This window comes from Streptomyces caniscabiei (assembly GCF_014930365.1).
Taxonomy (GTDB): domain Bacteria; phylum Actinomycetota; class Actinomycetes; order Streptomycetales; family Streptomycetaceae; genus Streptomyces; species Streptomyces caniscabiei.
In genome coordinates this window covers 1-20,615 of sequence record NZ_JABXWI010000005.1, presented here as the reverse complement: position 1 = coordinate 20,615, position 20,615 = coordinate 1, and the positions used below count along the sequence as shown (strand labels likewise).

The 20,615-nt window shown below is 70.9% G+C and carries 21 protein-coding genes; 12 read left to right on the top strand and 9 right to left on the bottom strand.

All coding sequences use genetic code 11. The features are described from left to right. Positions 1–50: 50 nt before the first annotated feature. From HW837_RS49595 to HW837_RS15165, 3 genes are all read left to right on the top strand, one after another. On the top strand, positions 51–167 hold the full coding sequence (locus HW837_RS49595) for an SGM_5486 family transporter-associated protein (protein WP_093788503.1): 117 nt from the start codon (positions 51–53) through the stop codon (positions 165–167). A 178-nt stretch (positions 168–345) separates the two neighbouring features. After that, positions 346–561: a hypothetical protein gene (locus HW837_RS15170; RefSeq protein ID WP_045560792.1), complete on the top strand. Its 216-nt coding sequence runs from the start codon at positions 346–348 to the stop codon at positions 559–561. A 97-nt stretch (positions 562–658) separates the two neighbouring features. Then, positions 659–1,177: a SixA phosphatase family protein gene (locus HW837_RS15165; RefSeq protein ID WP_045560791.1), complete on the top strand. Its 519-nt coding sequence runs from the start codon at positions 659–661 to the stop codon at positions 1,175–1,177. Positions 1,178–1,300: 123 nt separating this feature from the next. Here the strand turns inward: HW837_RS15165 and serB are convergent, their stop codons facing one another. Both serB and HW837_RS15155 read right to left on the bottom strand, forming a co-directional pair. Then, positions 1,301–2,509, bottom strand: coding sequence for a phosphoserine phosphatase SerB (serB, locus tag HW837_RS15160; RefSeq protein WP_045560790.1), 1,209 nt, complete (start codon positions 2,507–2,509; stop codon positions 1,301–1,303). A gap of 548 nt (positions 2,510–3,057) precedes the next feature. Next, on the bottom strand, positions 3,058–5,007 hold the full coding sequence (locus HW837_RS15155) for a streptophobe family protein (RefSeq protein ID WP_193382473.1): 1,950 nt from the start codon (positions 5,005–5,007) through the stop codon (positions 3,058–3,060). Positions 5,008–5,248: 241 nt separating this feature from the next. Here HW837_RS15155 and HW837_RS15150 point away from each other — a divergent pair, with 241 nt between their 5' ends. Then, positions 5,249–7,762, top strand: coding sequence for an ABC transporter ATP-binding protein/permease (locus HW837_RS15150; protein WP_193382200.1), 2,514 nt, complete (start codon positions 5,249–5,251; stop codon positions 7,760–7,762). A 79-nt stretch (positions 7,763–7,841) separates the two neighbouring features. Here the strand turns inward: HW837_RS15150 and HW837_RS15145 are convergent, their stop codons facing one another. The 3 genes from HW837_RS15145 to HW837_RS15135 form a co-directional block, all read right to left on the bottom strand. Beyond that, positions 7,842–8,510 (bottom strand): transglycosylase SLT domain-containing protein, encoded by a 669-nt coding sequence (locus tag HW837_RS15145; RefSeq protein ID WP_045560787.1) that lies wholly within the window; start codon positions 8,508–8,510, stop codon positions 7,842–7,844. A gap of 314 nt (positions 8,511–8,824) precedes the next feature. Beyond that, on the bottom strand, positions 8,825–9,913 hold the full coding sequence (locus tag HW837_RS15140) for an S-adenosylmethionine:tRNA ribosyltransferase-isomerase (protein ID WP_193382201.1): 1,089 nt from the start codon (positions 9,911–9,913) through the stop codon (positions 8,825–8,827). After that, positions 9,910–10,605, bottom strand: coding sequence for an SDR family NAD(P)-dependent oxidoreductase (locus tag HW837_RS15135; protein ID WP_193382202.1), 696 nt, complete (start codon positions 10,603–10,605; stop codon positions 9,910–9,912). The genes HW837_RS15140 and HW837_RS15135 overlap by 4 nt, the downstream gene beginning before the upstream one ends. A 269-nt stretch (positions 10,606–10,874) precedes the next feature. Between HW837_RS15135 and HW837_RS15130 the strand changes: the two genes are divergently transcribed. From HW837_RS15130 to HW837_RS15115, 4 genes are all read left to right on the top strand, one after another. Continuing rightward, positions 10,875–12,020: a GAF domain-containing sensor histidine kinase gene (locus tag HW837_RS15130; protein ID WP_045560785.1), complete on the top strand. Its 1,146-nt coding sequence runs from the start codon at positions 10,875–10,877 to the stop codon at positions 12,018–12,020. Next, positions 12,013–12,654: a response regulator gene (locus HW837_RS15125; RefSeq protein WP_093788510.1), complete on the top strand. Its 642-nt coding sequence runs from the start codon at positions 12,013–12,015 to the stop codon at positions 12,652–12,654. The genes HW837_RS15130 and HW837_RS15125 overlap by 8 nt, the downstream gene beginning before the upstream one ends. A 157-nt stretch (positions 12,655–12,811) precedes the next feature. Continuing rightward, positions 12,812–13,060: a chaplin ChpE gene (gene chpE / locus HW837_RS15120; RefSeq protein ID WP_033529228.1), complete on the top strand. Its 249-nt coding sequence runs from the start codon at positions 12,812–12,814 to the stop codon at positions 13,058–13,060. Positions 13,061–13,270: 210 nt separating this feature from the next. Next, positions 13,271–13,510, top strand: coding sequence for a chaplin family protein (locus HW837_RS15115; RefSeq protein ID WP_193382203.1), 240 nt, complete (start codon positions 13,271–13,273; stop codon positions 13,508–13,510). Positions 13,511–13,748: 238 nt separating this feature from the next. Here HW837_RS15115 and HW837_RS15110 read toward each other — a convergent pair whose 3' ends face one another. Beyond that, entirely contained in the window at positions 13,749–14,534 is a 786-nt protein-coding gene (locus tag HW837_RS15110; RefSeq protein ID WP_045560782.1) for a hypothetical protein, read from the bottom strand. A gap of 149 nt (positions 14,535–14,683) precedes the next feature. Here HW837_RS15110 and HW837_RS15105 point away from each other — a divergent pair, with 149 nt between their 5' ends. The 3 genes from HW837_RS15105 (at position 14,684) to HW837_RS15095 (ending at position 17,158) form a co-directional block, all read left to right on the top strand. Further along, the gene (locus HW837_RS15105; RefSeq protein WP_045560781.1) at positions 14,684–15,475 is read left to right on the top strand and encodes an ABC transporter ATP-binding protein; all 792 of its coding nucleotides are present in this window, start codon (positions 14,684–14,686) and stop codon (positions 15,473–15,475) included. Positions 15,476–15,620: 145 nt separating this feature from the next. Then, positions 15,621–16,052 (top strand): NfeD family protein, encoded by a 432-nt coding sequence (locus HW837_RS15100; protein WP_045560780.1) that lies wholly within the window; start codon positions 15,621–15,623, stop codon positions 16,050–16,052. A gap of 158 nt (positions 16,053–16,210) precedes the next feature. Beyond that, entirely contained in the window at positions 16,211–17,158 is a 948-nt protein-coding gene (locus HW837_RS15095; RefSeq protein WP_033529233.1) for an SPFH domain-containing protein, read from the top strand. Between the two features lie 132 nt (positions 17,159–17,290). On the opposite strand, the gene HW837_RS15090 is transcribed toward HW837_RS15095, so the two are convergent. The 3 genes from HW837_RS15090 to HW837_RS15080 all read right to left on the bottom strand — a co-directional run bounded on the left by HW837_RS15090 (position 17,291) and on the right by HW837_RS15080 (position 19,323). Next, a complete protein-coding gene (locus tag HW837_RS15090; protein WP_033529234.1) occupies positions 17,291–17,797 on the bottom strand; it encodes an HNH endonuclease in 507 nt (168 codons plus the stop codon). A gap of 151 nt (positions 17,798–17,948) precedes the next feature. Continuing rightward, complete coding sequence (locus HW837_RS15085; protein ID WP_045560779.1) at positions 17,949–18,488, bottom strand: YbhB/YbcL family Raf kinase inhibitor-like protein; 540 nt, start codon at positions 18,486–18,488, stop codon at positions 17,949–17,951. Positions 18,489–18,540: 52 nt separating this feature from the next. Next, complete coding sequence (locus HW837_RS15080; RefSeq protein ID WP_045560778.1) at positions 18,541–19,323, bottom strand: sporulation protein; 783 nt, start codon at positions 19,321–19,323, stop codon at positions 18,541–18,543. Between the two features lie 211 nt (positions 19,324–19,534). Between HW837_RS15080 and HW837_RS15075 the strand changes: the two genes are divergently transcribed. Then, positions 19,535–20,176, top strand: coding sequence for a DNA-3-methyladenine glycosylase (locus HW837_RS15075; RefSeq protein ID WP_045560777.1), 642 nt, complete (start codon positions 19,535–19,537; stop codon positions 20,174–20,176). Positions 20,177–20,615: the final 439 nt, after the last annotated feature.

Sequence of the window (20,615 nt, the reverse complement as noted above, 5' to 3'; positions counted from 1 at the left end):
GGCGCACCCCCGGCGGCCCGACGGGGGTCCCGGGGTGCGAGACTGGGCGCATGCCAGTGCTCGACCCGAACCCCCAGAACGGCCAGAAGAAGATGCTCGTGGTCTTCGGCTCGTTCCTCGCCATCTTCGTCGTCATCGGGATCATCGCGGCCATCGCCTCACCGTGACCGCCCGGGGGGTGGGGAAAACCCCCCGTCCCCTAGGGGGCGAGTCTCAGGGTGAAGTGGGTGGATCACCGGATGGGTCGGACCGCCCGCGTTCCGTAACGTCGAGATGTGGCCGCAGGGGACCCGCGAGGGCCCACGGAGGACCGGGCCACGAGGACTCGCAGACCACGGAGGCGGCATGTCGGCCCGTACGCACCCCCGACCCCACCCGGCGACCACGAGCGCCGTCGTCGTCCGGCTGCCCTGGTGGGCGATCGCCCTGCCCGCCGTAGGTTTCGTCATGCTCCTGCTGCTGATCTCCGACCCCGCGCAGGCCCAGGCCGCGAGTGGCGACCCCGTGATCGCCGACCTCGTGGAGCGCATACGGCACGCCCTGGCGAGCCACACACCGTGACGAGCGCCCGGCACACCGGAAGCACATGTACCGGTCTCGGGTATCCGCACTTCAACTCCCTGCGCCCCGTGGCCTGTTTCGTGCGAAGCTGGGACGCATGAGCGTCGCAGAATCCCGCAGGATTGTCCTCTTCCGGCACGCTAAGGCCGATTGGCCCCAAGTTTCCGACCATGAGCGGCCGCTCGCCGACCGGGGCCGCATGGACGCCGCCGTCGCCGGGCGCAAGCTGGCCGACTCCGGAATCCCCTTCGACCTTGCCCTCTGCTCGACCGCCGTCAGGACCCGCGAGACCTGGAAGCTGGCCGTCCACGAACTCCCCGAGCGACCGAAAACGGTCTACGAGGAGCGGATCTACGAGGCCTCGCCCGGCGAGCTGATCGCCCTGCTCAACGAAACCCCGGACGACGTGCAGAACGTCGTGCTGATCGGCCACAACCCCGGGGTCCAGGCTCTCGCCGACATCCTCGCCGGCAGCTCCGAGGGCGACGCCCGCGAGCGCATGAACCGCCTCGGCTTCCCGGCCGCCGCCTACGCCGTGCTCACCTTCGAGGGCGCCTGGAAGAGCCTGGAGCCGGGCGTGACCACGCTGGCCGACTACTGGGCGCCCACCGAGTAACTCCGCCGCGTAGCCGATCCTCGGCACCCGGCATCTCTCGTCCGGCATCCGGCATCCGGTATCCGGCACGAGGAGGGCCCGGCACCTCAGCGGTGCCGGGCCCTCGTGCTGTGCCGGGCCCCGCTACTCGTCGTGCGTGTCCGCCGCCTCGACCTCTTCACGGGTCACCCCGAGGAGGTACAGCACGGTGTCGAGGAAGGGGAAGTTCACCGCGGTGTGAGCGGCCTCGCGGACGACCGGCTTGGCGTTGAAGGCGACGCCCAGACCGGCCGCGTTGAGCATGTCGAGATCGTTCGCGCCGTCGCCGATGGCCACGGTCTGGGCCAGCGGGACCCCCGCCTCGGCGGCGAACCGGCGCAGCAGCCGCGCCTTGCCCGCGCGGTCCACGATCTCGCCCACGACCTTGCCGGTGAGCTTGCCGTCGACGATCTCCAAGGTGTTGGCCTGCGCGAAATCGAGGCCCAGCCGCTCCTTCAGGTCGTCCGTGACCTGGGTGAACCCGCCGGAGACGACACCGACTTGGAAGCCGAGCCGCTTCAGCGTACGGATCAGCGTGCGCGCGCCCGGCGTGAGCCGGACCTCGCTGCGCACCTTCTCCACGACCGAGGCGTCCAGCCCCTCCAGCAGCGCCACGCGCGCGTGCAGCGACTGCTCGAAGTCCAGCTCCCCGCGCATGGCGGCCTCCGTGACCTCGGCGACCTCCTTCTCGCACCCGGCGTGGGCGGCGAAGAGCTCGATCACCTCGTCCTGGATGAGCGTGGAGTCCACGTCCATCACCACCAGGCGCTGCGCCCGGCGGTGCAGCCCCGCCGCGACCACGGCGACGTCCACGCCGAGTGCCACCGACTCGGTGACCAGCGCGGTCCGCAGCGTCTCCGGCTCCGTGCCGGACACCGCGAACTCGACGGCCGTCACCGGGTACTTGGCGAGCCGGAAGATACGGTCGATGTTGCCGCCGGTGGCCGTGATGCGGGCGGCGATACGGGCGGTGGACTCGGCGGTCAGCGGGTGGCCCAGCACGGTGACGTGCGAGCGGCCGAGACCGCGGGGCCGGTTGTCGCCCAGGCCGGAGATGATCTCCGCCTGCATCTTCATCGACTCCGCCCAGCTGTGCACGGTCGCCCGCAGGTCGCCCTCCTGCCCGGCGGGCGGCTCGGTCACGAGCGCGCACAGCACGATCCGGCCACGGGTGACGACCTGCTCGATGTCGACCACGTCGACGGAGTACGCGGCGAGGGTGTCGAACAGCCCGGCGGTGATCCCCGGCCGGTCCTTGCCGAAGATCTTGACGAGGAGGGTGGGGATGTCAGAGGAGGTCTGCGAAGCGCTCATGATGTGCCAACCGTATCCGGCGCCCCGTGCCTTTTGCCCCTGAGGTCCGCCCAGCGGACGGAGAACACTGGGTTACCGACGACCGAACCCCACCGGGATGCCGCACGACGCCTCGGAGAGCGTGCGGAGGGACGCCGCCGTCGCGCCCGGACCGTGCCGGGAGTTCTGCGCCGCCGTCGCACGCAGACCGTGCCCGGAGGTCGGCGCCGCAGCGCGGGGGCCGGCCCGGGTGGGCCCCGCTTCGGCCCGAGAGCGCCATTCGGGTGGGCCACTCATGGCTCGGCGCTGACCTGGCGCGGCTCGGCCCCCTCGCATCGAGGGGGCCGGTCTGATCGGCGGGGCTTCAGAGGCCGGCCTGCGGGCTCCACCACCGGCCCCTGAGGCCGGCCTCCGGGCTGGCACCACCGGCCCCGTCAAGCAGCCCTCGGTCTCCACCACCGGGCCCGAGAGATGCCCCACTGGGCCTCACCACCGGCCCTGAGAAGCCTCCCTACGGCGCCCTACGCCCTGCCTGGGCGGCTCGACCGACGTCGCCCCCTCGGCGCCCCTCACCGCCCTCGCGGCCCCCGTGGCGGCGGGGGAGGAGGCGGTGGCGGCGGTGGCCTCTCCTCCGGTGGCGGCGGCGGTGAGGGCCAGGCGCCAGCCCCCGACCCTGCCCCCGACCCTCCTGATCCAGCCCCCGAGCCCGAGCCCGCCCCCGTCCCCGGCCGTTGCCCCGGTCGCCGAGGCGGCTGCGTGAACCGCCGCACCACCGTCGGCGCCCCATACACATCAGGCACCCCCTGCGCCCCCTGGCCGCTGGAGCCGCCGGACGCCCCAGACCCACCTCCACCTCGCCCAGCCCCTCCACCGGGCCCGGCCCCTCCAGATCCCCCAGCTGCTCCTGACCCCCCAGCCCCCCGCGCCCCCTGCGCCCCCCGAATCCCCCGCAACTCATCAGCCCCCGGCAGTCGCAGATACGGATTCGTGTCCGGGTTCGGCGGCCGGTACGGCGTGTGCGGTGTGTACGGCCCGGTGGGCGCCGCCTCGTGGGGCGCGGGGGGCGCCGGCGTCCCGCGGCCACCCCCGTCCCCCCGCGCCGCCGGCGACGCCCGCAGCCCGGCCGCCCGTGTCGCGCAGGCCAGCAGTGCCCCGGCCGCCCCCGCCCCCGCGCCCCACAGCGCGCCCAGCAGCGCCGCCGTCGCCGCCCGCCCCCGCAGCTCCACCCCCGCGTCGAACGCGTCGATGCCGAACACGGCCAGCGACGCGTCCACCGACACCTCCGTCGCCCACACGAGCAGCGGCAGTGCCACCGCCGTCGCGAGCCCGAGCCGAAGCGCGCAGTGACCGATGAAGCCGAGCACGCTCCCGCCCCGTACATCCGCACCGGACGCACCCCCGGCAACAGCGGCAGCCGACCCCCGTACGAACGGCGTACGCACGGCGGTCAGGACCCCCGCGTACAGCATCATCAGCGCGGCGGCGAGGCCCAACAGCCAGACGCGGTCGTCGAGTTCGGCCAGGCGGCCCAGCGTGACGGACTCGCCCGCGTCGACGCGCAGCAGTTCGTCGAGCGGGTCGGGCAGGAGGTCGGCCAGCGCCCCGGTCGCCCTGCCGTCCCAGGGGACGAGGAGGCCGAGGGGGACGCCCAGCCAGACCCCGTTCGGCGCGCCGAGGAGGGCCGCGCCGGCGATCCGCCGGGGGTTCGGGTCGCCGATCGCCGCGTACACGGCCGCCGCGAGCCCGGCCAGGACCGCCACCAGAAGCACGGTGACCATCGCGGACACGGCCGGCCGTACGACCCGGTGCACCGCCTCGAATCCGGGCGGCAGGGGAGCGCGGCGCGAGGCCAGCAGGGCGATGAGCAGCACGCCGAGGCACCAGGTCAGGCCGCCGAGCACGGTCGGCACGGCGTCGACGGTGAAGCCGACCCGGGCGTCGGCGTCGGCGAGGTCGCCCAGCCGGTCCGGCAGCAGACCGCCGCCGAGGTCGCCGAGCCCGGGGATCTCGACGTCCCCGAGGTCGCCGCCGCCCGGCAACCGCTCCTCGATGCCGAGTGAGCCGCCGTCGAGGGTGACCACGGCGTTCCCCGCCCAGGACAGCCCGCCCATCGCCGCCACGAACAGCACGAGCACCGAGCCCGCGCGCGCGAGGAGTTCCCCGGGCCGCACGACAACTCCCGCGCCGCGCAAGGAGCGCAGGAAGAACCAGGCCAGCAGGAGCGCACCCACGAGGCTGACACCCAGTGGCGTGATCTCGATGGCGGTGGTCGCCTCGGCCCCTTCCAGGCCCATCACGGACACATCGCCCGACGGAGTCACCGACCCACCCGCCCCGAGCGCCACTACAGCCGCCGTCATGGGCCCGAGTTCGCCCGCGGTGTCGGCCTCCAGCAGATGCAGACCGAGCGCGGCCACACCCGCCATGCCGATCAACGCCCAGCTCACGGCGGCGATCGCGGAGACCACCACCTCGCCCCACGGCACGCGGCCGACACGGTCGGCATTCCGGTCGCTCATGGTCGGACCCCCCGATCCGCATCGCGGTGTTGCACCGCTGATGTCCCCCTCGCGTGGGATTACCACTCTCCGGCCCGGTTTCAACCCCGTCAACGGGACGGGCGGATGCCCCCGTACGTTCTCTTCACAAGGCCCGACTTTCGGTCAGGGGGTCGAGCCTGAAATAGTTCCCCCCGATGTTCGACATCCCTAGACTCCCTGTGTTGGGGGTAATTCGGGGGACAACTCAGTGGGGCATGGAGTGCCGGAACTCGTACTGGAATTGAACGGACAAACCTGGACGCTCGATCCGTCCAGGGCATACACCCTCGGACGTGATCCGCAGGGGGACATCGTGTTCGACGACGCCAGGGTGTCCTGGCGTCACGCCACGATCAGCTTCGGCGGCCGTAGTTGGGTGATCGAGGACCACGGCAGCACCAACGGCACCTTCGTGCAGGGGCAGCGGATCCATCAGTTGGAGATCGGCCCCGGCTCGGCCGTGCACCTCGGCAACGCGACCGACGGACCGAGACTCAGCCTCTCCGGTACCGCCGCGTCCGTCGCACAGCAGCAGCCGTACGCGGCGCAGGGCGCGAGCGCCGGATACGCCGGCCAGCAGAGCCCGCAGCAGCAGGCCCCGCAGGCGGGCTGGCAGCAGCCGCAGGCGGCGCAGGTCCCGCACCAGCAGGGCTTCCCGCAGCAGGGCCCCGGTGGTGGCGCGGGGGCGCCGCCGGTCTACGGCGACCGCAGCCCGACCACGTTCCACCAGCTGGCGCTCGGCCGTGTCATGCGCATCGGTCGTGCCCTGGAGAACGAACTGGTGGTCTCCGACCTCCAGGTCTCGCGCCACCACGCCGAGTTCCACGCGACGCCCGACGGGCGCTTCGAGATCCGTGACCTCGGCTCGCACAACGGCACGTTCGTCAACGGTATGCCGATCGCCAAGGGCGGCTCGGCCCTCCTCGGCCCGAACGACATCGTCGGCGTCGGCCACTCGACGTTCCGTATCGTCGGCGACCGCCTGGAAGAGTTCGTCGACACCGGTGACGTCTCCTTCTCCGCGCGCCATCTGACGGTCACCGTCGACGGCGGCAAGCAGATCCTGAAGGACGTCTCCTTCGGTGTCCCGGAGAAGTCGCTCATCGCGGTCATCGGCCCCTCGGGCTCCGGCAAGTCGACCCTGCTGAAGGCGCTCACGGGCTACCGCCCGGCCAACCAGGGCGACGTCCTCTACGACAACCGGAACCTGTACAAGCAGTTCGCCGAGCTGCGGCAGCGCATCGGTCTGGTCCCGCAGGACGACATCCTGCACAAGGAGCTGACCGTCAAGAAGGCCCTCAAGTACGCGGCCAAGCTGCGCTTCCCGGCCGACACCACGGCCGCCGAGCGCGACGCCCGCATCGACGAGGTGCTGCGCGAGCTCAAGCTCGACATCCACAAGGACAAGAAGGTCACCTCCCTCTCCGGCGGCCAGCGCAAGCGCGTCTCGGTCGCCCTGGAGCTGCTGACCAAGCCGTCGCTGATCTTCCTGGACGAGCCGACCTCCGGCCTCGACCCGGGCATGGACCGCGACGTCATGCAGCTGCTGCGCGGCCTCGCCGACGACGGCCGCACGGTCCTGGTGGTCACCCACTCCGTCGCCGAGCTGGCGATCTGCGACAAGCTGCTGGTGATGGCCCCGGGCGGCTCGGTGGCGTACTTCGGTCCGCCCGAGGAGGCCCTGAACTTCTTCGGCTACGAGACCTGGGCCGACGTCTTCTCCGCCTTCGAGAACTACCGCGACTACGACTGGGCGGGCCGCTGGAAGGGCTCGCAGCACTACCAGATGTACGCCGCGGACATCGACGCCGTCGCACCGCAGTCGGTGCACATGCCGCCGCCGCAGTCGATGCGTCCGCCGAAGCCGCAGGGCTGGTTCTCCCAGCTCGGCACCCTGGTCCGGCGCTATGTCTCCGTCATCGCCTCGGACAAGGGCTTCCTGGCGCTGACGGTGATCCTGCCGGCCGTCCTCGGCGCGGTGAGCCTGCTCATCGACCCGGACAAGGACCTGCTGGTCAGAAAGATCAACCCGGCGACGAACCTGCCCATCCCGAACGGCACGGCCACCACGGTGCTGCTGATCCTCGCGGTGGGCGCGTGCTTCGCGGGCGCCGCCAACTCCGTCCGAGAGCTGATCAAGGAACGGGTGATCTACGAGCGGGAGCGGGCCACCGGCCTGTCGCGCTCGGCGTACCTGATGTCCAAGGTGATCGTGCTCGGCGCGGTGACCGTGTTCCAGGGCGCCATGGTCGGCGCGATCGGCTTCTCCAGCCGGACGATCCCGGACGAGGCGCTGATCTTCGGCGAGGGCAAGGTCGCCGTGATGCTGGAGCTCTCCATCCCGATCATGGGGCTCGGCTTCACGTCCATGATGTTCGGCCTGGTCATCTCCTCGCTGGTGAAGACCGCCGAGAAGACGATGCCGCTACTGGTCATGTTCGCGATCGTCCAGGTCGTCTTCACCGGCTGCCTCTTCGCCCTGCACGGCAGCCCCGGCGTCAACGAGTTCTCGTACCTGATGCCGTCGCGCTGGGCGGTCGCCGCCGCCGGTGCCACGCTGGACTTCAACAACATCAGCCCGCCCAAGGAGGCCGGCGACACCGACCCGCTGTGGGACCACACGGTCGGCGCCTACAGCCTCGACATGATCGCCCTGATCGTGCTGGGTGTGATCTGCGGCTTCCTCGTGGCCCGCTTCTTGCGCCGCCACGAGCCGGAGGTCATGCGGAAGTGACCTACGGGCACTGACGAACGAGGGGCGGCACCCGGTCCGGGTGCCGCCCTTCCACGTTCTCAGAGGTCCCGCGCGGGCCTCAGTACGCGCTGTTGACGTTGTCGATCGAGCCGTAGCGGTCGGCGGCGTAGTTCGCGGCGGCCGTGAGGTTGGCGACCGGGTCGTACTGGCTCTTCTTCGTGCCCGGGACGTGGTAGGCGTCGAAGGTCGGCTTGATGACCTGCAGCAGACCGATCGACGGGACGCCGTTCTGGGCGTTGATGTCCCAGTTGTTGATCGCGTTCGGGTTGCCCGAGGACTCCCGCATGATGTTCTTGTGCAGGCCGTTGTAGGTGCCCGGGATCTTGTGCTTCTTCATGATGTCGAGCGCCTCGCGGATCCAGCCGTCGAGGTTGTCCGGGTACGACTTCGCGGCGGCGGCCTTGATCTGGGCGGCGCGCTTGGCGGACCGGCTCGCGGCCTCCTTCTTCGCGCGCTCCTGAGCGGCCTTCTTCTGCGCGGCAGCGGCGGCGGCCTTCTTCTCGGCGTCGGCGGCCTGGTCGACGACGCTGGCCTTCGCGGCCGGGGCCGGGTTCTGGCTGAACGCCGCCGGAGCCGCGGACACGGTCTGCGTGGCGGTCTGAGCCTCGGCCGGCACCAGCGAGAACGCGAGGGCGGCGGCACCGAAGGCGGCCACGCCGGCGAACGAGAGCTTGTGGGTCTTGGTCAGCGCGAGACTGTGGCCGGGGATCTTGGCGTTCTTGAGCATGAGTGATGGACCTCTTCGAATAGCGCGGAGGTCGCTCTGCGTGCCAGGTGGGGGACACAGCTTTTCCAGCACAAACGCCGCGGTTTGACCCGCGGCGTCGAGCGACAGCAGCAATTCTTAGCGGCCGCAAAATCGGGTGGCAAAGGTGTGACCTACGATGTCACTTAGTTGCACCGGAACCGGCAAAATAGGACAGACCGCCCCGTCCTTCCCGCTCATACCGCCCGTATGCATCTCCTAGGCTTCTTCGTACGTGATGTGGGCCCTATGGGAGGCCTCACATCGCCCCGACGGTTTGTTCACGGCTAGTTGCGTCAGCAATGCTCTGCGTGAGGTGCTTCTCCAGGCTCCGGCGGTCCGGGCAGGATCAGATGCACGTCCCCGAACTCGTGCCACAGATACCGCCCCGCGATCGCCGCCTCGTACGCACGGTCGATCGCCGCCCGACCCGCCACCGCCTCCAGCATCAGCAGATGCGAGGCCTCCGGCTCGTGCAGCCCGGTCAGCAGCCCGTCCACCACCCGCACCCCGCGCACCGGCGTCACCACCAGATCCGTCCAGCCCTCCCGGGCCCGTACGACACCGTCGGACCCGGCCGCCGACTCCACGGCCCGCACCGCCGTCGTCCCCACCGCGACGACCCGCCCGCCACCGGCCCGCGCCGCGTTGATCAGCCGCGCCGAGGCCCCGGGCACCGCGAACCGCTCCGGATACGGCGGTTCGTGCGCCTCCGCCGAAGCGACCCCGGTATGCAGCGAGACCGGCGCGAACTGCACCCCCCGGCTCACCAGTTCCGCCACCAGCCGAGCCGTGAACGGCCGCCCGGCACTCGGCATCTCCGCACTCCCCGCCCCGTCCCGCGACGGCAGCGCGAACACCGTCTGGTACACCGACAGCGGCTGGTCCCGCTCGGTGTAGGAGTAACGGATGGGCCGCCCGTGCTCCCGCAGCAGCCCGGCCACGGCCGACGAGGACACCCGGGCCCACCACAACCGGTCCCCCCGCTCGCTCAGGGGCTCCTCCAGGACCAGCCGTACGCCACCGGGCAGCAACACCCCCGTCCCCGCCGGACCGCCCGCACGCGCGCGCGTGGTGCCGCGCCCGTCCAGATCCCGCAGCTCGACCGCCCACCGCCCGTCGTCACCCCGCGTGGAGAAATGCACCACCACGCGCGCGTCCCCGATCCTGCCGTCCACCGCCGCCGCCAGCGTCGGCGAGGTGTTGACCACCAGCAGATCGCCGGCCGTCAGCAGCCCCGGCAGCCCCGCGAACGCGTGGTGCGACACCGCCGTCCCCCGCGAGACCAGCAGCCGTACGCCGTCCCGGTCGAGGCCCGGCCCGCGCTGCTCGGCGGGCACGCGCGCGTGCAGTCCCTCCGGCACCCGCACCGTCACCGTCGTCATCGCCCCTCCATCAGGGACGGCGCCGCGTAGCGGCCACTGGCCGGCCGCTCGTCGAGCAACCGCAGGAAGGCGGGCACCACGCCGGCCGGCTCCGGCCGCGGATCGTCGTCGTCCGGCACGGCCGCCGCGTACAGGTCCGTGCGCATGTCCCCGGGATCGACGGCCCACACCCGCAGCCCCGGCTCCTCCTCCGCCAGCACCGCCGACAACTGGTCCAGCGCCGCCTTCGAGGCCCCGTACCCGCCCCACGTCCCGTACGCCTCGGCCGCCGCGTCCGAACTGACGGCGATCACCGAACCCGCGCCCGAGGCCCGCAGCAGCGGCAGCGCGTCCTGGACCAGCCCCAGCGCCGCGACCACATTGACCTCCAGGGCCCGCCGCAGCCCTTCCAACGGCAGTTCCTCCAGCCGTACGAGCGGCTCGGCGCCCAGCGCGCTCGCGTTGTTCACCAGCAGGTCCACCCCGCCCAGCCCCCGCGCGGCCGCCACCAGCTCCGCCCGGTGCCCGGCGTCCGTGACGTCCCCCGCCAGGGCCTCCACCCGCGTCCCGTACGCCGACAGCTCCGCCGCCGCCTCCTTCAGCACCCCGGCGGTCCTGGCGTCGAGCACCAGATCCCACCCGCGCTCCGCCAGCGCCGCGCCCAGCGCGCGGCCCAGCCCCTTCGAAGCCCCCGTGATGATCGCTACGGGCATGACATCCGTCCCCTCGTCCTCGGACGCCACCCGACCCGGGCGGCGGTGATCCCAACGTAGGAACGGGACCGCCCCCGCCGCCTCGTACGCGGGCCGCAGAGCGCCGGGGCCCTTCGCCCTAGGCCCCGGGCCGGTCCCCGGGACGGCCGTGGGCCCCGGACCGGCCCCGGACCTAGGTCCGGTCGTAGGCCTCCGGCCTAGGTCCGAGGACCCGGTGGAGCCTCCGTCGGTCCGATCCGCGCTGTCGGACCCGCCGGTACGGTGAGGTCATGAGTCAAGGTCCACGGTCCGGCCTCGCCGCGGTGAGCAGCGCGCTGCTGGCCATGAGCAGGCACCTGGAGGTGCGTGACGTCCTCAAGACGATCGTCGCCTCCGCGCGTGAACTGCTGGACGCGGAGTACGCCGCGCTCGGCGTCCCCGACGACCACGGCGGCTTCGCCCAGTTCGTCGTCGACGGCGTCAGCGACGCCCAGTGGAAGGCCATCGGCCCGCTCCCGCGCCAGCACGGCATCCTCGCCGCGATGCTCCACCAGGCCACCCCCGAGCGCCTGGCCGACGTCCGCAAGGACCCCCGCTTCGAGGGCTGGCCCAGCGCCCACCCGGACCTGATCGACTTCCTGGGCCTGCCCATCCGCGACGGCGACGAGGTCATCGGCGCCCTCTTCCTCGCCAACAAGCGCTGCCCCAAACCCGACGGTGGCTGCGGCTTCACCGAGGAGGACGAGGACCTGCTGTCGATCCTCGCCCAGCACGCCGCCATCGCCCTCACCAACGCCCGCCTCTACGAGCGCAGCCGCGAGCTGACCATCGCCGAGGAGCGCTCCCGGCTCGCCCACGAACTCCACGACGCGGTCAGCCAGAAGCTGTTCTCGCTGCGCCTGACCGCCCAGGCGGCCGCCGCCCTCGTCGACCGCGACCCCTCACGTGCCAAGGGCGAACTCCAGCAGGTCGCCGCCCTCGCCGCCGAGGCGGCGGACGAACTGCGCGCCGCCGTGGTCGAACTGCGCCCCGCCGGGCTCGACGAGGACGGCCTCGTCGCCACACTGCGCACCCAGGTCCACGTCCTGGACCGTGCCCACAGCGCCCGCGTCACCTTCTCCGGCCGGGGCACCCGCGCGCTGCCCGCGGCCCAGGAGGAGGCCATGCTGCGCGTCGCCCAGGAGGCCCTGCACAACGCCCTGCGGCACTCGGGCGCCGAGCGGGTCGACGTCACGCTCGACCGGCACGGCGGCGGAGCCGTCCTGCGGGTCACCGACGACGGCGACGGCTTCGACCCCCAGGCCGTACGCCGCGCGGGACGCCACCTCGGCCTGGTCTCCATGCGCGACCGGGCGAGCGGGGTCGGAGGCCGGCTGGCCGTGGAATCGGCGCCCGGCAAGGGCACGACCATCGAGATGGAGGTCCCCGGTGGCTGACGCGATCAAGGTGCTCCTCGTCGACGACCACCAGGTGGTCCGCCGAGGTCTGCGCACCTTCCTGGAGGTGCAGGACGACATCGAGGTCGTGGGCGAGGCCGCCGACGGCGCCGAAGGGGTCGCCCGCGCCGAGGAGCTCCGGCCCGACGTCGTCCTCATGGACGTCAAGATGCCCGGCATGGACGGCGTCGAGGCCCTGCGGAAACTCCGCGAACTCGACAACCCCGCGCGCGTGCTCATCGTCACCAGCTTCACCGAGCAGCGCACGGTCGTCCCCGCCCTGCGCGCCGGCGCCGCCGGATACGTCTACAAGGACGTGGACCCCGACGCCCTGGCCGGCGCCATCCGCTCGGTGCACGCCGGACACATCCTCCTCCAGCCGGAGGTCGCCGACGCCCTGCTGTCCCAGGAGGAGGCCAACTCCGGCCAGGGGAGAGGCGGTTCGCTGACGGAGCGGGAGCGCGAAGTGCTCGGCCTGATCGCCGACGGCCGCTCCAACCGCGAGATAGCCCGAGCGCTGGTGCTGTCCGAGAAGACGGTGAAGACCCATGTCTCGAACATCCTCATGAAGCTCGACCTGGCGGACCGGACCCAGGCCGCCCTCTGGGCGGTACGCCATGGTGTGACCGGATGATGTGCGGATTGTCCGGCAACACGGAGGGTTCCCCTCCGGGCTGAGATTCATACTGTCGGGTGTATGTCCCCCGGGTGGCGCATCCTGCCGGAACCCCCGGCGTTCTTCAGTGCGTGCTGCGTGCGACCGCCGCAGTGATCGCAAGGAAGGGCTCAAAGTGAAGAACCTGAAGAAGGCCGCCGCTGTCACGATGGTGGCCGGTGGCCTCGTCGCCGCCGGTGCCGGTATGGCCTCCGCCACCGACGGCGGGGCGCACGCCGACGGCAAGGCCATCGGCTCGCCGGGCGTCGTCTCGGGCAACGTCATCCAGGCCCCGGTCCACATCCCCGTGAACGCGGTCGGCAACAGCGTGAACGTCGTCGGCATCCTGAACCCGGCCTTCGGCAACCTGGGTGTCAACCACTGACGTGCCCGCCCCGGAGCACCAGTGACCACCGGCCCTCCAGGCATCCCCTGGAGGGCCGGTCAGGTTTCGTCCTGTAGTCGTTCCATCGCCTCAATGCGCCGAAGGGGCCGTTCCCGCCGTCGGCGCGTGCCACCGCGGAGCCACCGGGCGTTGATCAGCGCACGGCCCGCGGCTGGGCCGGACACGTACGACGCAGGAGGAACACAGTTCATGAACTTCGCCAAGAAGGCCGCCCTGACCGTCACCGCCGCCGGTCTCGCCGCGGGCGCCTCGTCCGGTGCCGCCGTCGCCGACTCGGTCGCCGACAGCGCCGCCGTGGGCTCCCCGGGCGTCGCCTCCGGCCTGGACGTCCAGGTCCCCGTCGACGTCCCCGTCACCGTCACGGGCCTCAGCGCCAACCTCATCGCCGCACTCAACCCGACCTTCGGCAACATCACCGCCAACCACTGAGCACGGCCGCGCTCGGCCGCGCCGACCATCCGGCCGTCCCAGCTGCGGGCAATCGTGCCGCCAGGGGCGGCACGGGTGGGCGCATGCGGCACCCGGCAAGCGCCGGTGAGCGAGACCCCGCCCGCCCAGCCGCAGCCGCCGGGCCACACACCGCCAGGTGCTCAGCCCGCCCGCGCCCCGCCCCTGGCCCCCGACGCCGGGCAACGCAGCACCCAGGCCCAGGCGTGCCCTTGGCCCCCTACCGCCCCCGCTCCCGCTCCTCCACGAACGCGTTGTACGCCGCCACCTGCGCCCGCCGAGCCGTCCGCTCCACCGGCCGCAGCGCAGCCGTCCGCGAGGCCATCTCCGAGGCGCTCACCGCCCCGCCGTGCCCGTTCTCGAACGCCACGGAGATCAGCAGCCCGATGCGCTGCGCCAGCTCCAGTACCCGTACCGCACGCGGTGGATACCCGGGCGCCAGCACCTCCCGCCCCCGCTCCGCCCGAGCCCGGTACGCGTCGATCGCCGCCTCCGCCACCGGCCCCGAAGCCGCCACGTCCAGCCGCGACAACACCTCCGTCGCCTCCCGGAGCCCCTCCGCCAACTCCCGCTCGGCCTCCCCGAGCGACGGCACATCGGCCGGCGGCGCCTCGCGCACCTCCAGGCAGTGCCAGACGACCTCGACGTGCTCGTCGCCCGCCGGCCCGACCGAGGACACCTCCGGGACCAGCCCCAGCGCACCCCCGTGACAGACGACCGCCTCCTCCGCCTCCAGCGCCCGCTTGTTGAACTCCGGCGGCCCGCTCAGCCCCAGCGGATGCCCCGGCGCCGGCAGCGCGACCCGCAATCCCGTCACCCCGAGCGCCCGCAACCGACCCAGTCCGAGCGTCAGTCCCACGGGCCCCGACTCGCCGGGCAGTCCCTCCACCCGGTGCACCGCGTCGTCCCCGACGATCGCGAGCACCGCGTCATCCGGCGAGACAAGTCCGGCAAGAAGGGCATTTCCCCATGAGGCGAGGCGTCCTGAGCGTGGTTCCGAGAGCATGCCCCCACCCTAAGGACGACCGAGGCGATGGGCGGCCCGACCGGTGGCGTAGATTTCCCCATGGGCTGCGCCCACCCGGCGGTGGCTCCAACCACAGGCGTACGCGACAGCCGAGTCAGGCCGACACTGCAAGGGGAGACAGCGCGCTCATGAGCGATGTTCTGGAGCTGGAGGACGTATCCGTGGTCCGCGAGGGCCGGGCTCTGGTGGACCAGGTCTCCTGGTCGGTCAAGGAGGGCGAGCGCTGGGCCATCCTCGGCCCGAACGGCGCCGGCAAGACCACCCTCCTGAACATCGCGTCCAGCTACCTCTACCCCAGCAAGGGCACTGCCACGATCCTCGGCGACACCCTCGGCAAGGTCGACGTCTTCGACCTGCGCCCCCGCATCGGTATGGCCGGCATCGCCATGGCGGAGAAGCTCCCCCGGCGCCAGACCGTCCTGCAGACCGTGCTGACCGCCGCCTACGGCATGACGGCCACCTGGAACGAGGACTACGAGGAGATCGACGAGCTGCGCGCCCGCGCCTTCCTCGACCGCCTCGGCATGACCGAGTACGTCGACCGCAAGTTCGGCACGCTCTCCGAGGGCGAGCGCAAGCGCACCCTCATCGCCCGCGCCCTCATGGCGGACCCCGAGCTGCTGCTCCTCGACGAGCCCGCCGCAGGCCTCGACCTCGGCGGCCGCGAGGACCTCGTACGCCGCCTCGGCCGCCTCGCCCGCGACCCGATCGCCCCCTCCATGATCATGGTCACGCACCACGTCGAGGAGATCCCCCCGGGCTTCACCCACGTCCTGATGATCCGTCAGGGCAAGGTCCTCGCCGCGGGCCCGCTGGAGCTGGAGCTGACCTCCCGCAACCTCTCCCTCTGCTTCGGCCTCCCGCTCGTCGTCGAGCAGCTCGACGACCGCTGGACCGCCCGCGGCCTGCCGCTCACCTGACCTCCAACTCCTGTCGATCTCCCGTCCGTCGGGCGCGCGAGGGCCGCAACACGGCCCGCGCGCACCCGACTTGGGCGGCCTTTGTACGCGATCATTGACCGGGCGCTCTGTTCGGCGGCCCGATCGCGGTTCTACCATTGCCGATGTGGACAGCATCGACGCATGGGTGTGGTGGCTGATCGGCGCGGCCGGGCTCGGGATCGCCCTCGTCGTGACCGCGATGCCCGAGTTGGGAATGCTCGCCCTGGGCGCGGTCGCCGGCGCCGTGGTCGCGGGGCTGGGCGGTGGTGTCGTACTCCAGGTCGTCGTCTTCGCGATCGTCTCCGTCGCCCTCATCGCCGTTGTCCGGCCCATCGCGGCCCGGCACAGAGCGCAGCGGCCGCAACTCGCCACCGGCATCGACGCGTTGCGGGGCAAACACGCCGTCGTCCTCGAACGGGTCGACGGCGCGGGCGGCCGTATCAAACTGGGCGGCGAGGTGTGGTCGGCCCGGGCGCTCGACACCGGCCAGGCCTTCGAGGTGGGTCAGGAAGTGGACGTGGTGGAGATCGAGGGAGCCACGGCGATCGTCATGTGACCTCGCACGACGTGGTCACGAGGCGATGACGCAATGGCCTGAACGACCCACCCGGCAGGCGGTGTTCTGCCAGACTCGACCAGCAAGATCTTCAACAGTCCGAACAGGCATAAGATCTTCAGGAAGCGCCACGGCGGAGAAGGGCACGGGGAGCAACGATGGAACCGATCATCATCGTCCTGATCATTCTGGTGGTGTTGGTCTTCATCGCCCTGATCAAGACCATCCAGGTGATCCCACAGGCCAGTGCGGCCATCGTCGAGCGGTTCGGCCGCTACACGCGCACACTCAACGCGGGCCTCAACATCGTGGTCCCGTTCATCGACTCCATCCGCAACCGCATCGACCTCCGCGAACAGGTCGTGCCGTTCCCGCCGCAGCCGGTGATCACCCAGGACAACCTGGTCGTGAACATCGACACGGTCATCTACTACCAGGTCACCGACGCCCGCGCCGCGACCTACGAGGTCGCCAGCTACATCCAGGCCATCGAGCAGCTCACCGTCACCACGCTGCGCAACATCATCGGTGGCATGGACCTGGAGCGGACCCTGACCTCCCGCGAGGAGATCAACGCGGCCCTGCGCGGCGTCCTCGACGAGGCGACCGGCAAGTGGGGCATCCGCGTCAACCGCGTCGAGCTGAAGGCGATCGAGCCGCCCACCTCCATCCAGGACTCGATGGAGAAGCAGATGCGCGCCGACCGTGACAAGCGCGCCGCGATCCTCACCGCCGAAGGTACGCGTCAGGCGGCCATCCTCACCGCCGAGGGTGAGAAGCAGTCCCAGATCCTGCGTGCCGAGGGTGAGGCCAAGGCCGCCGCCCTGCGCGCCGAGGGCGAGGCCCAGGCCGTGCGTACGGTCTTCGAGGCCATCCACGCCGGCGACCCGGACCAGAAGCTGCTGTCCTACCAGTACCTCCAGATGCTCCCGAAGATCGCCGAGGGCGACGCCAACAAGCTCTGGATCGTCCCCAGCGAGATCGGCGACGCCCTCAAGGGCCTCTCCGGAGCCATGGGCAACTTCGGCAACCTGGGCGGCGGCCCGACCGTCCCCCGCCCCACCGACGGCAACGGCGAACGCCGTGAGAAGCCGGCGATCGACTGAGCACACACGACGATGGGCCCGCCTTCGAAGAAGAAGGCGGGCCCCAGTTCTTTTGCTTTTAAGGGGCGCGGGGAACTGCGCGATCAGCCACAACGGACCCGCAGCCCGCGAACGACACGAACCCCAACGGCGTTACGCGGCGCCTTGCGACAGCCAGGCAGGAAGCGCGTCGAAGTCATCGTGGCCCAAGGACAGCAGCATCGCATCCGCCGGAGTCGGCTCGAACGGCTGCCGCAGCAACGGCATCCCCGCCTGCTCCGGAGTCCGGTCGGCCTTGCGGTGATTGTCCTCGGCGCAGGAGGCCACCGTGTTCAGCCAGGTGTCACCACCGCCCCGCGACCGCGGCACCACATGGTCGACGGTCGTCGCCCGACGACCGCAGTACGCGCACCTGTGCCTGTCCCGTACGAGGACCCCCCGCCTCGACCACGGCGCTTGTCTTCGGAACGGCACCCGCACATAGCGGCAGAGTCTGATCACCCGGGGCGCCGGTATGTCGACCGCGGCTCCCCGCATGCGCAGCTCGGGATGGGTCTGCTCGACGACGGCCTTGTCCTGCAGCACCAGCACGACGGCTCGGTTGAGCGTCACCGTCGACAGCGGCTCGAAGCTCGCGTTCAGTACCAGCGTGTCCCGCATCCCAGCCCACCTCCTGTGCCAGCCCACCCCCCGGCGGGCTTGGATCAACTCTGGCCGGGCACGCCGAGATGGACAACGCAATAAAAAATGCCCGTCTCTGATCACTTCCAAGACCAGAGACGGGCAAACGTTCAATGAACGTCCGGCTTCGTTACTTTTCCGCCACAGCGGCGTACTCACCGATGAGTTGCGCACGGGCCAGCGTGTGGAACCGCAGGTTGAACCCGACCACGGCCGGAGAGGCGTCCGCATCCGGGCCGAGCTTCTCCTGGTCCACGGCGTACACCGTGAACACATACCGGTGGGCCGGATCGCCGGGCGGCGGGGCGGCCCCACCGAAGTCCTTCGTCCCGTAGTCGTTGCGCGCCTGGACGGCGCCCTCGGGCAGGCCCTCGAACTTCCCCGAGCCGGCACCCGTCGGCAACTCCGTCACCGACGCCGGGATGTCGAACACGACCCAGTGCCAGAATCCGCTCCCCGTGGGGGCGTCCGGGTCGTAGCACGTCACGGCGAAGCTCTTGGTCTCCGGCGGGAAGCCCTCCCAGCGCAGCTGCGGAGAGGTGTTCCCCTCCGCGTAGACCTGAGCGTCCTTGAGCGTGGAACCCGCCTCGACGTCCTCGCTCGCGACCGTGAAGGACGGCACGACCGGGTGGAAATCGTGGGGGAGCGGCGGCCTCTTCGGCTCGGTCACCTCGGTACCTCCTGATGGATCCGGGGAAGGTGTGGTTCCGTTCGTACCGAGCCTAGAACCAGCTGCGCTTGCTGCCGACCTCGGACAGCCACTGGTTGAGGTACGCCGCCCAGTCCGTGCTCTGGTAGTCGTGCAGACCCACCTTGAAGGAACGGAACGAGTCGCTGCCCTCGCTGAACAGACCCGGCTTCTTGTCCATCTCCAGCACGACGTCCATCTCGCGCTCGTCGGCGACGAAGCTCAACTCGACCTGGTTCAGGCCGTGGTACTGCTGCGGCGGGTAGAACTCGATCTCCTGGTAGAACGGCAGCTTCTGCCGGGTCCCGCGGATGTGGCCGCGCTCCATGTCCGCGTTCTTGAAGCGGAAGCCCAGCTGGATGAAGGCGTCGAGCAGAGCCTGCTGCGCGGGGAGCGGGTGCACGTTGATCGGGTCCAGGTCACCGGAGTCCACCGCGCGCGCGATCTCCAGCTCGGTGGTCACACCGATGTGCATCCCGGGCAGCGTCTGCCCCTGGATGGTGGTGACGGGCGTCTCCCACGGGATCTCCAGTCCGAACGGCACCACGTGGACGGCCTGTGCCTTCAGCTCGAAGGCACCGCCGAGCCGCTGCTTGGTGAATTCGATGTCCTGCTTGTACTCCGCGTCCTGACCCTCGACCTCGACCTTGGCCTGAAGCCCGACGGACAGCGCCTCGATCTGCTGGTCCACGGAGCCGCCCTGGATCCGCACCTCACCCTGGACGACACCGCCCGGGACGACGTTGACCTCGGTCAGCACCGTCTCGACCGAAGCGCCACCGGCTCCCAGGCTCGCGAGCAGCCGCTTGAACCCCATGTCTGTTCCTCCCGTCAGGCCGAAGCCTGCGCATCTGCGTGGTTCTGTGTTCTCTGTGGTGTGGATCGCTCTGCGTGGCGCGGAGCCTTGATCCCTACAAACGCAAACCGACGGCACCCGGTTCCGCGTCCACCCGGTTCCTCACCCTTCCAAGGAGGACGCCACCACGCCACCCGTCGGCACGCACCCGTCTGGACTACGCTCGTACGCCATGATCGCGAGCCCCGACCGTACGCCCCTCGCCCGCGAGTTCTTCGACCGCCCCGTACTGGAGGTGGCGCCGGACCTCCTCGGGCGCGTCCTCGTCCGCTCCACCCCGGACGGGCCGATCGCACTGCGCCTGACGGAGGTCGAGGCGTACGACGGCGCGAACGACCCCGGTTCGCACGCCTATCGGGGTCGCACCGCCCGCAACGACGTGATGTTCGGTCCACCCGGACACGTGTACGTCTACTTCACCTATGGCATGTGGCACTGCATGAACCTCGTGTGCGGTCCGGAGGGCCGGGCGAGCGCGGTCCTGCTGCGCGCCGGCGAGATCACCGAGGGCGTCGAACTTGCCCGCAAACGTCGAATCTCGGCCCGAAACGACAAAGAACTGGCCAAAGGACCGGCCCGCCTGGCCACGGCCCTGGACGTGGACCGAGCCCTGGACGGCACGGACGCCTGCGCGTCCGAGGCCTCGCCCCTGACCGTCCTGCCCGGCACCCCCGTCAGCTCTGACCAGGTACTCAACGGTCCCCGTACGGGAGTCGCCGGAGACGGTGGCGTCCACCCCTGGCGCTTCTGGATCGCCAACGACCCGACGGTCAGCCCCTATCGGGCCCACGTCCCCCGTCGGCGCTCAACTTGACTCGCCCCTGGGCGATCCGTAACGTAGCCCGAGCCGCTTGAACCGGTTACGGCGATCAGCCAGCAGCCGAGAGCGGCCAACCCACTACCTACGACATCCCTTCAGCGGGGGCGATTCAGGCATGCCCTGATTTCAGCCCGCACCACTCAATTATGAGTTGCCGAGGGAATCGGCTAACGTAGTGAATGTCGAAAGGCCGCAAGGGAAACCGCGAGGCCAAAAGACAGCCGAAAGGCAAATCCCCCCGACAGGGAATCGGATCGGAAAAAGATCTGATAGAGTCGGAAACGCAAGACAGCAAGACCGAAGGGAAACTGCCCGGAGGAAAGCCCGAGAGTAGCTCGGGTGAGTACAAAGGAAGCGTCCGTTCCTTGAGAACTCAACAGCGTGCCAAAAATCAACGCCAGATATGTTGATACCCCGTTCCCGGCCGGTCATC

What these genes read in the sequence shown, in the direction of transcription:
- HW837_RS15165 (WP_045560791.1), top strand. Translation starts at nt 659, where the DNA reads ATGAGCGTCGCAGAATCCCGCAGGATTGTCCTCTTCCGGCACGCTAAG.
- HW837_RS15170 (WP_045560792.1), top strand. Translation starts at nt 346, where the DNA reads ATGTCGGCCCGTACGCACCCCCGACCCCACCCGGCGACCACGAGCGCC.
- HW837_RS49595 (WP_093788503.1), top strand. Translation starts at nt 51, where the DNA reads ATGCCAGTGCTCGACCCGAACCCCCAGAACGGCCAGAAGAAGATGCTC.
- HW837_RS15095 (WP_033529233.1), top strand. Translation starts at nt 16,211, where the DNA reads ATGGAACCGATCATCATCGTCCTGATCATTCTGGTGGTGTTGGTCTTC.
- HW837_RS15155 (WP_193382473.1), bottom strand. Translation starts at nt 5,007, where the DNA reads ATGAGCGACCGGAATGCCGACCGTGTCGGCCGCGTGCCGTGGGGCGAG.
- HW837_RS15130 (WP_045560785.1), top strand. Translation starts at nt 10,875, where the DNA reads ATGAGTCAAGGTCCACGGTCCGGCCTCGCCGCGGTGAGCAGCGCGCTG.
- HW837_RS15135 (WP_193382202.1), bottom strand. Translation starts at nt 10,605, where the DNA reads ATGCCCGTAGCGATCATCACGGGGGCTTCGAAGGGGCTGGGCCGCGCG.
- HW837_RS15080 (WP_045560778.1), bottom strand. Translation starts at nt 19,323, where the DNA reads ATGGGGTTCAAGCGGCTGCTCGCGAGCCTGGGAGCCGGTGGCGCTTCG.
- HW837_RS15105 (WP_045560781.1), top strand. Translation starts at nt 14,684, where the DNA reads ATGAGCGATGTTCTGGAGCTGGAGGACGTATCCGTGGTCCGCGAGGGC.
- HW837_RS15110 (WP_045560782.1), bottom strand. Translation starts at nt 14,534, where the DNA reads ATGCTCTCGGAACCACGCTCAGGACGCCTCGCCTCATGGGGAAATGCC.
- HW837_RS15115 (WP_193382203.1), top strand. Translation starts at nt 13,271, where the DNA reads ATGAACTTCGCCAAGAAGGCCGCCCTGACCGTCACCGCCGCCGGTCTC.
- HW837_RS15075 (WP_045560777.1), top strand. Translation starts at nt 19,535, where the DNA reads ATGATCGCGAGCCCCGACCGTACGCCCCTCGCCCGCGAGTTCTTCGAC.
- HW837_RS15145 (WP_045560787.1), bottom strand. Translation starts at nt 8,510, where the DNA reads ATGCTCAAGAACGCCAAGATCCCCGGCCACAGTCTCGCGCTGACCAAG.
- HW837_RS15140 (WP_193382201.1), bottom strand. Translation starts at nt 9,913, where the DNA reads ATGACGACGGTGACGGTGCGGGTGCCGGAGGGACTGCACGCGCGCGTG.
- HW837_RS15090 (WP_033529234.1), bottom strand. Translation starts at nt 17,797, where the DNA reads ATGCGGGACACGCTGGTACTGAACGCGAGCTTCGAGCCGCTGTCGACG.
- serB (WP_045560790.1), bottom strand. Translation starts at nt 2,509, where the DNA reads ATGAGCGCTTCGCAGACCTCCTCTGACATCCCCACCCTCCTCGTCAAG.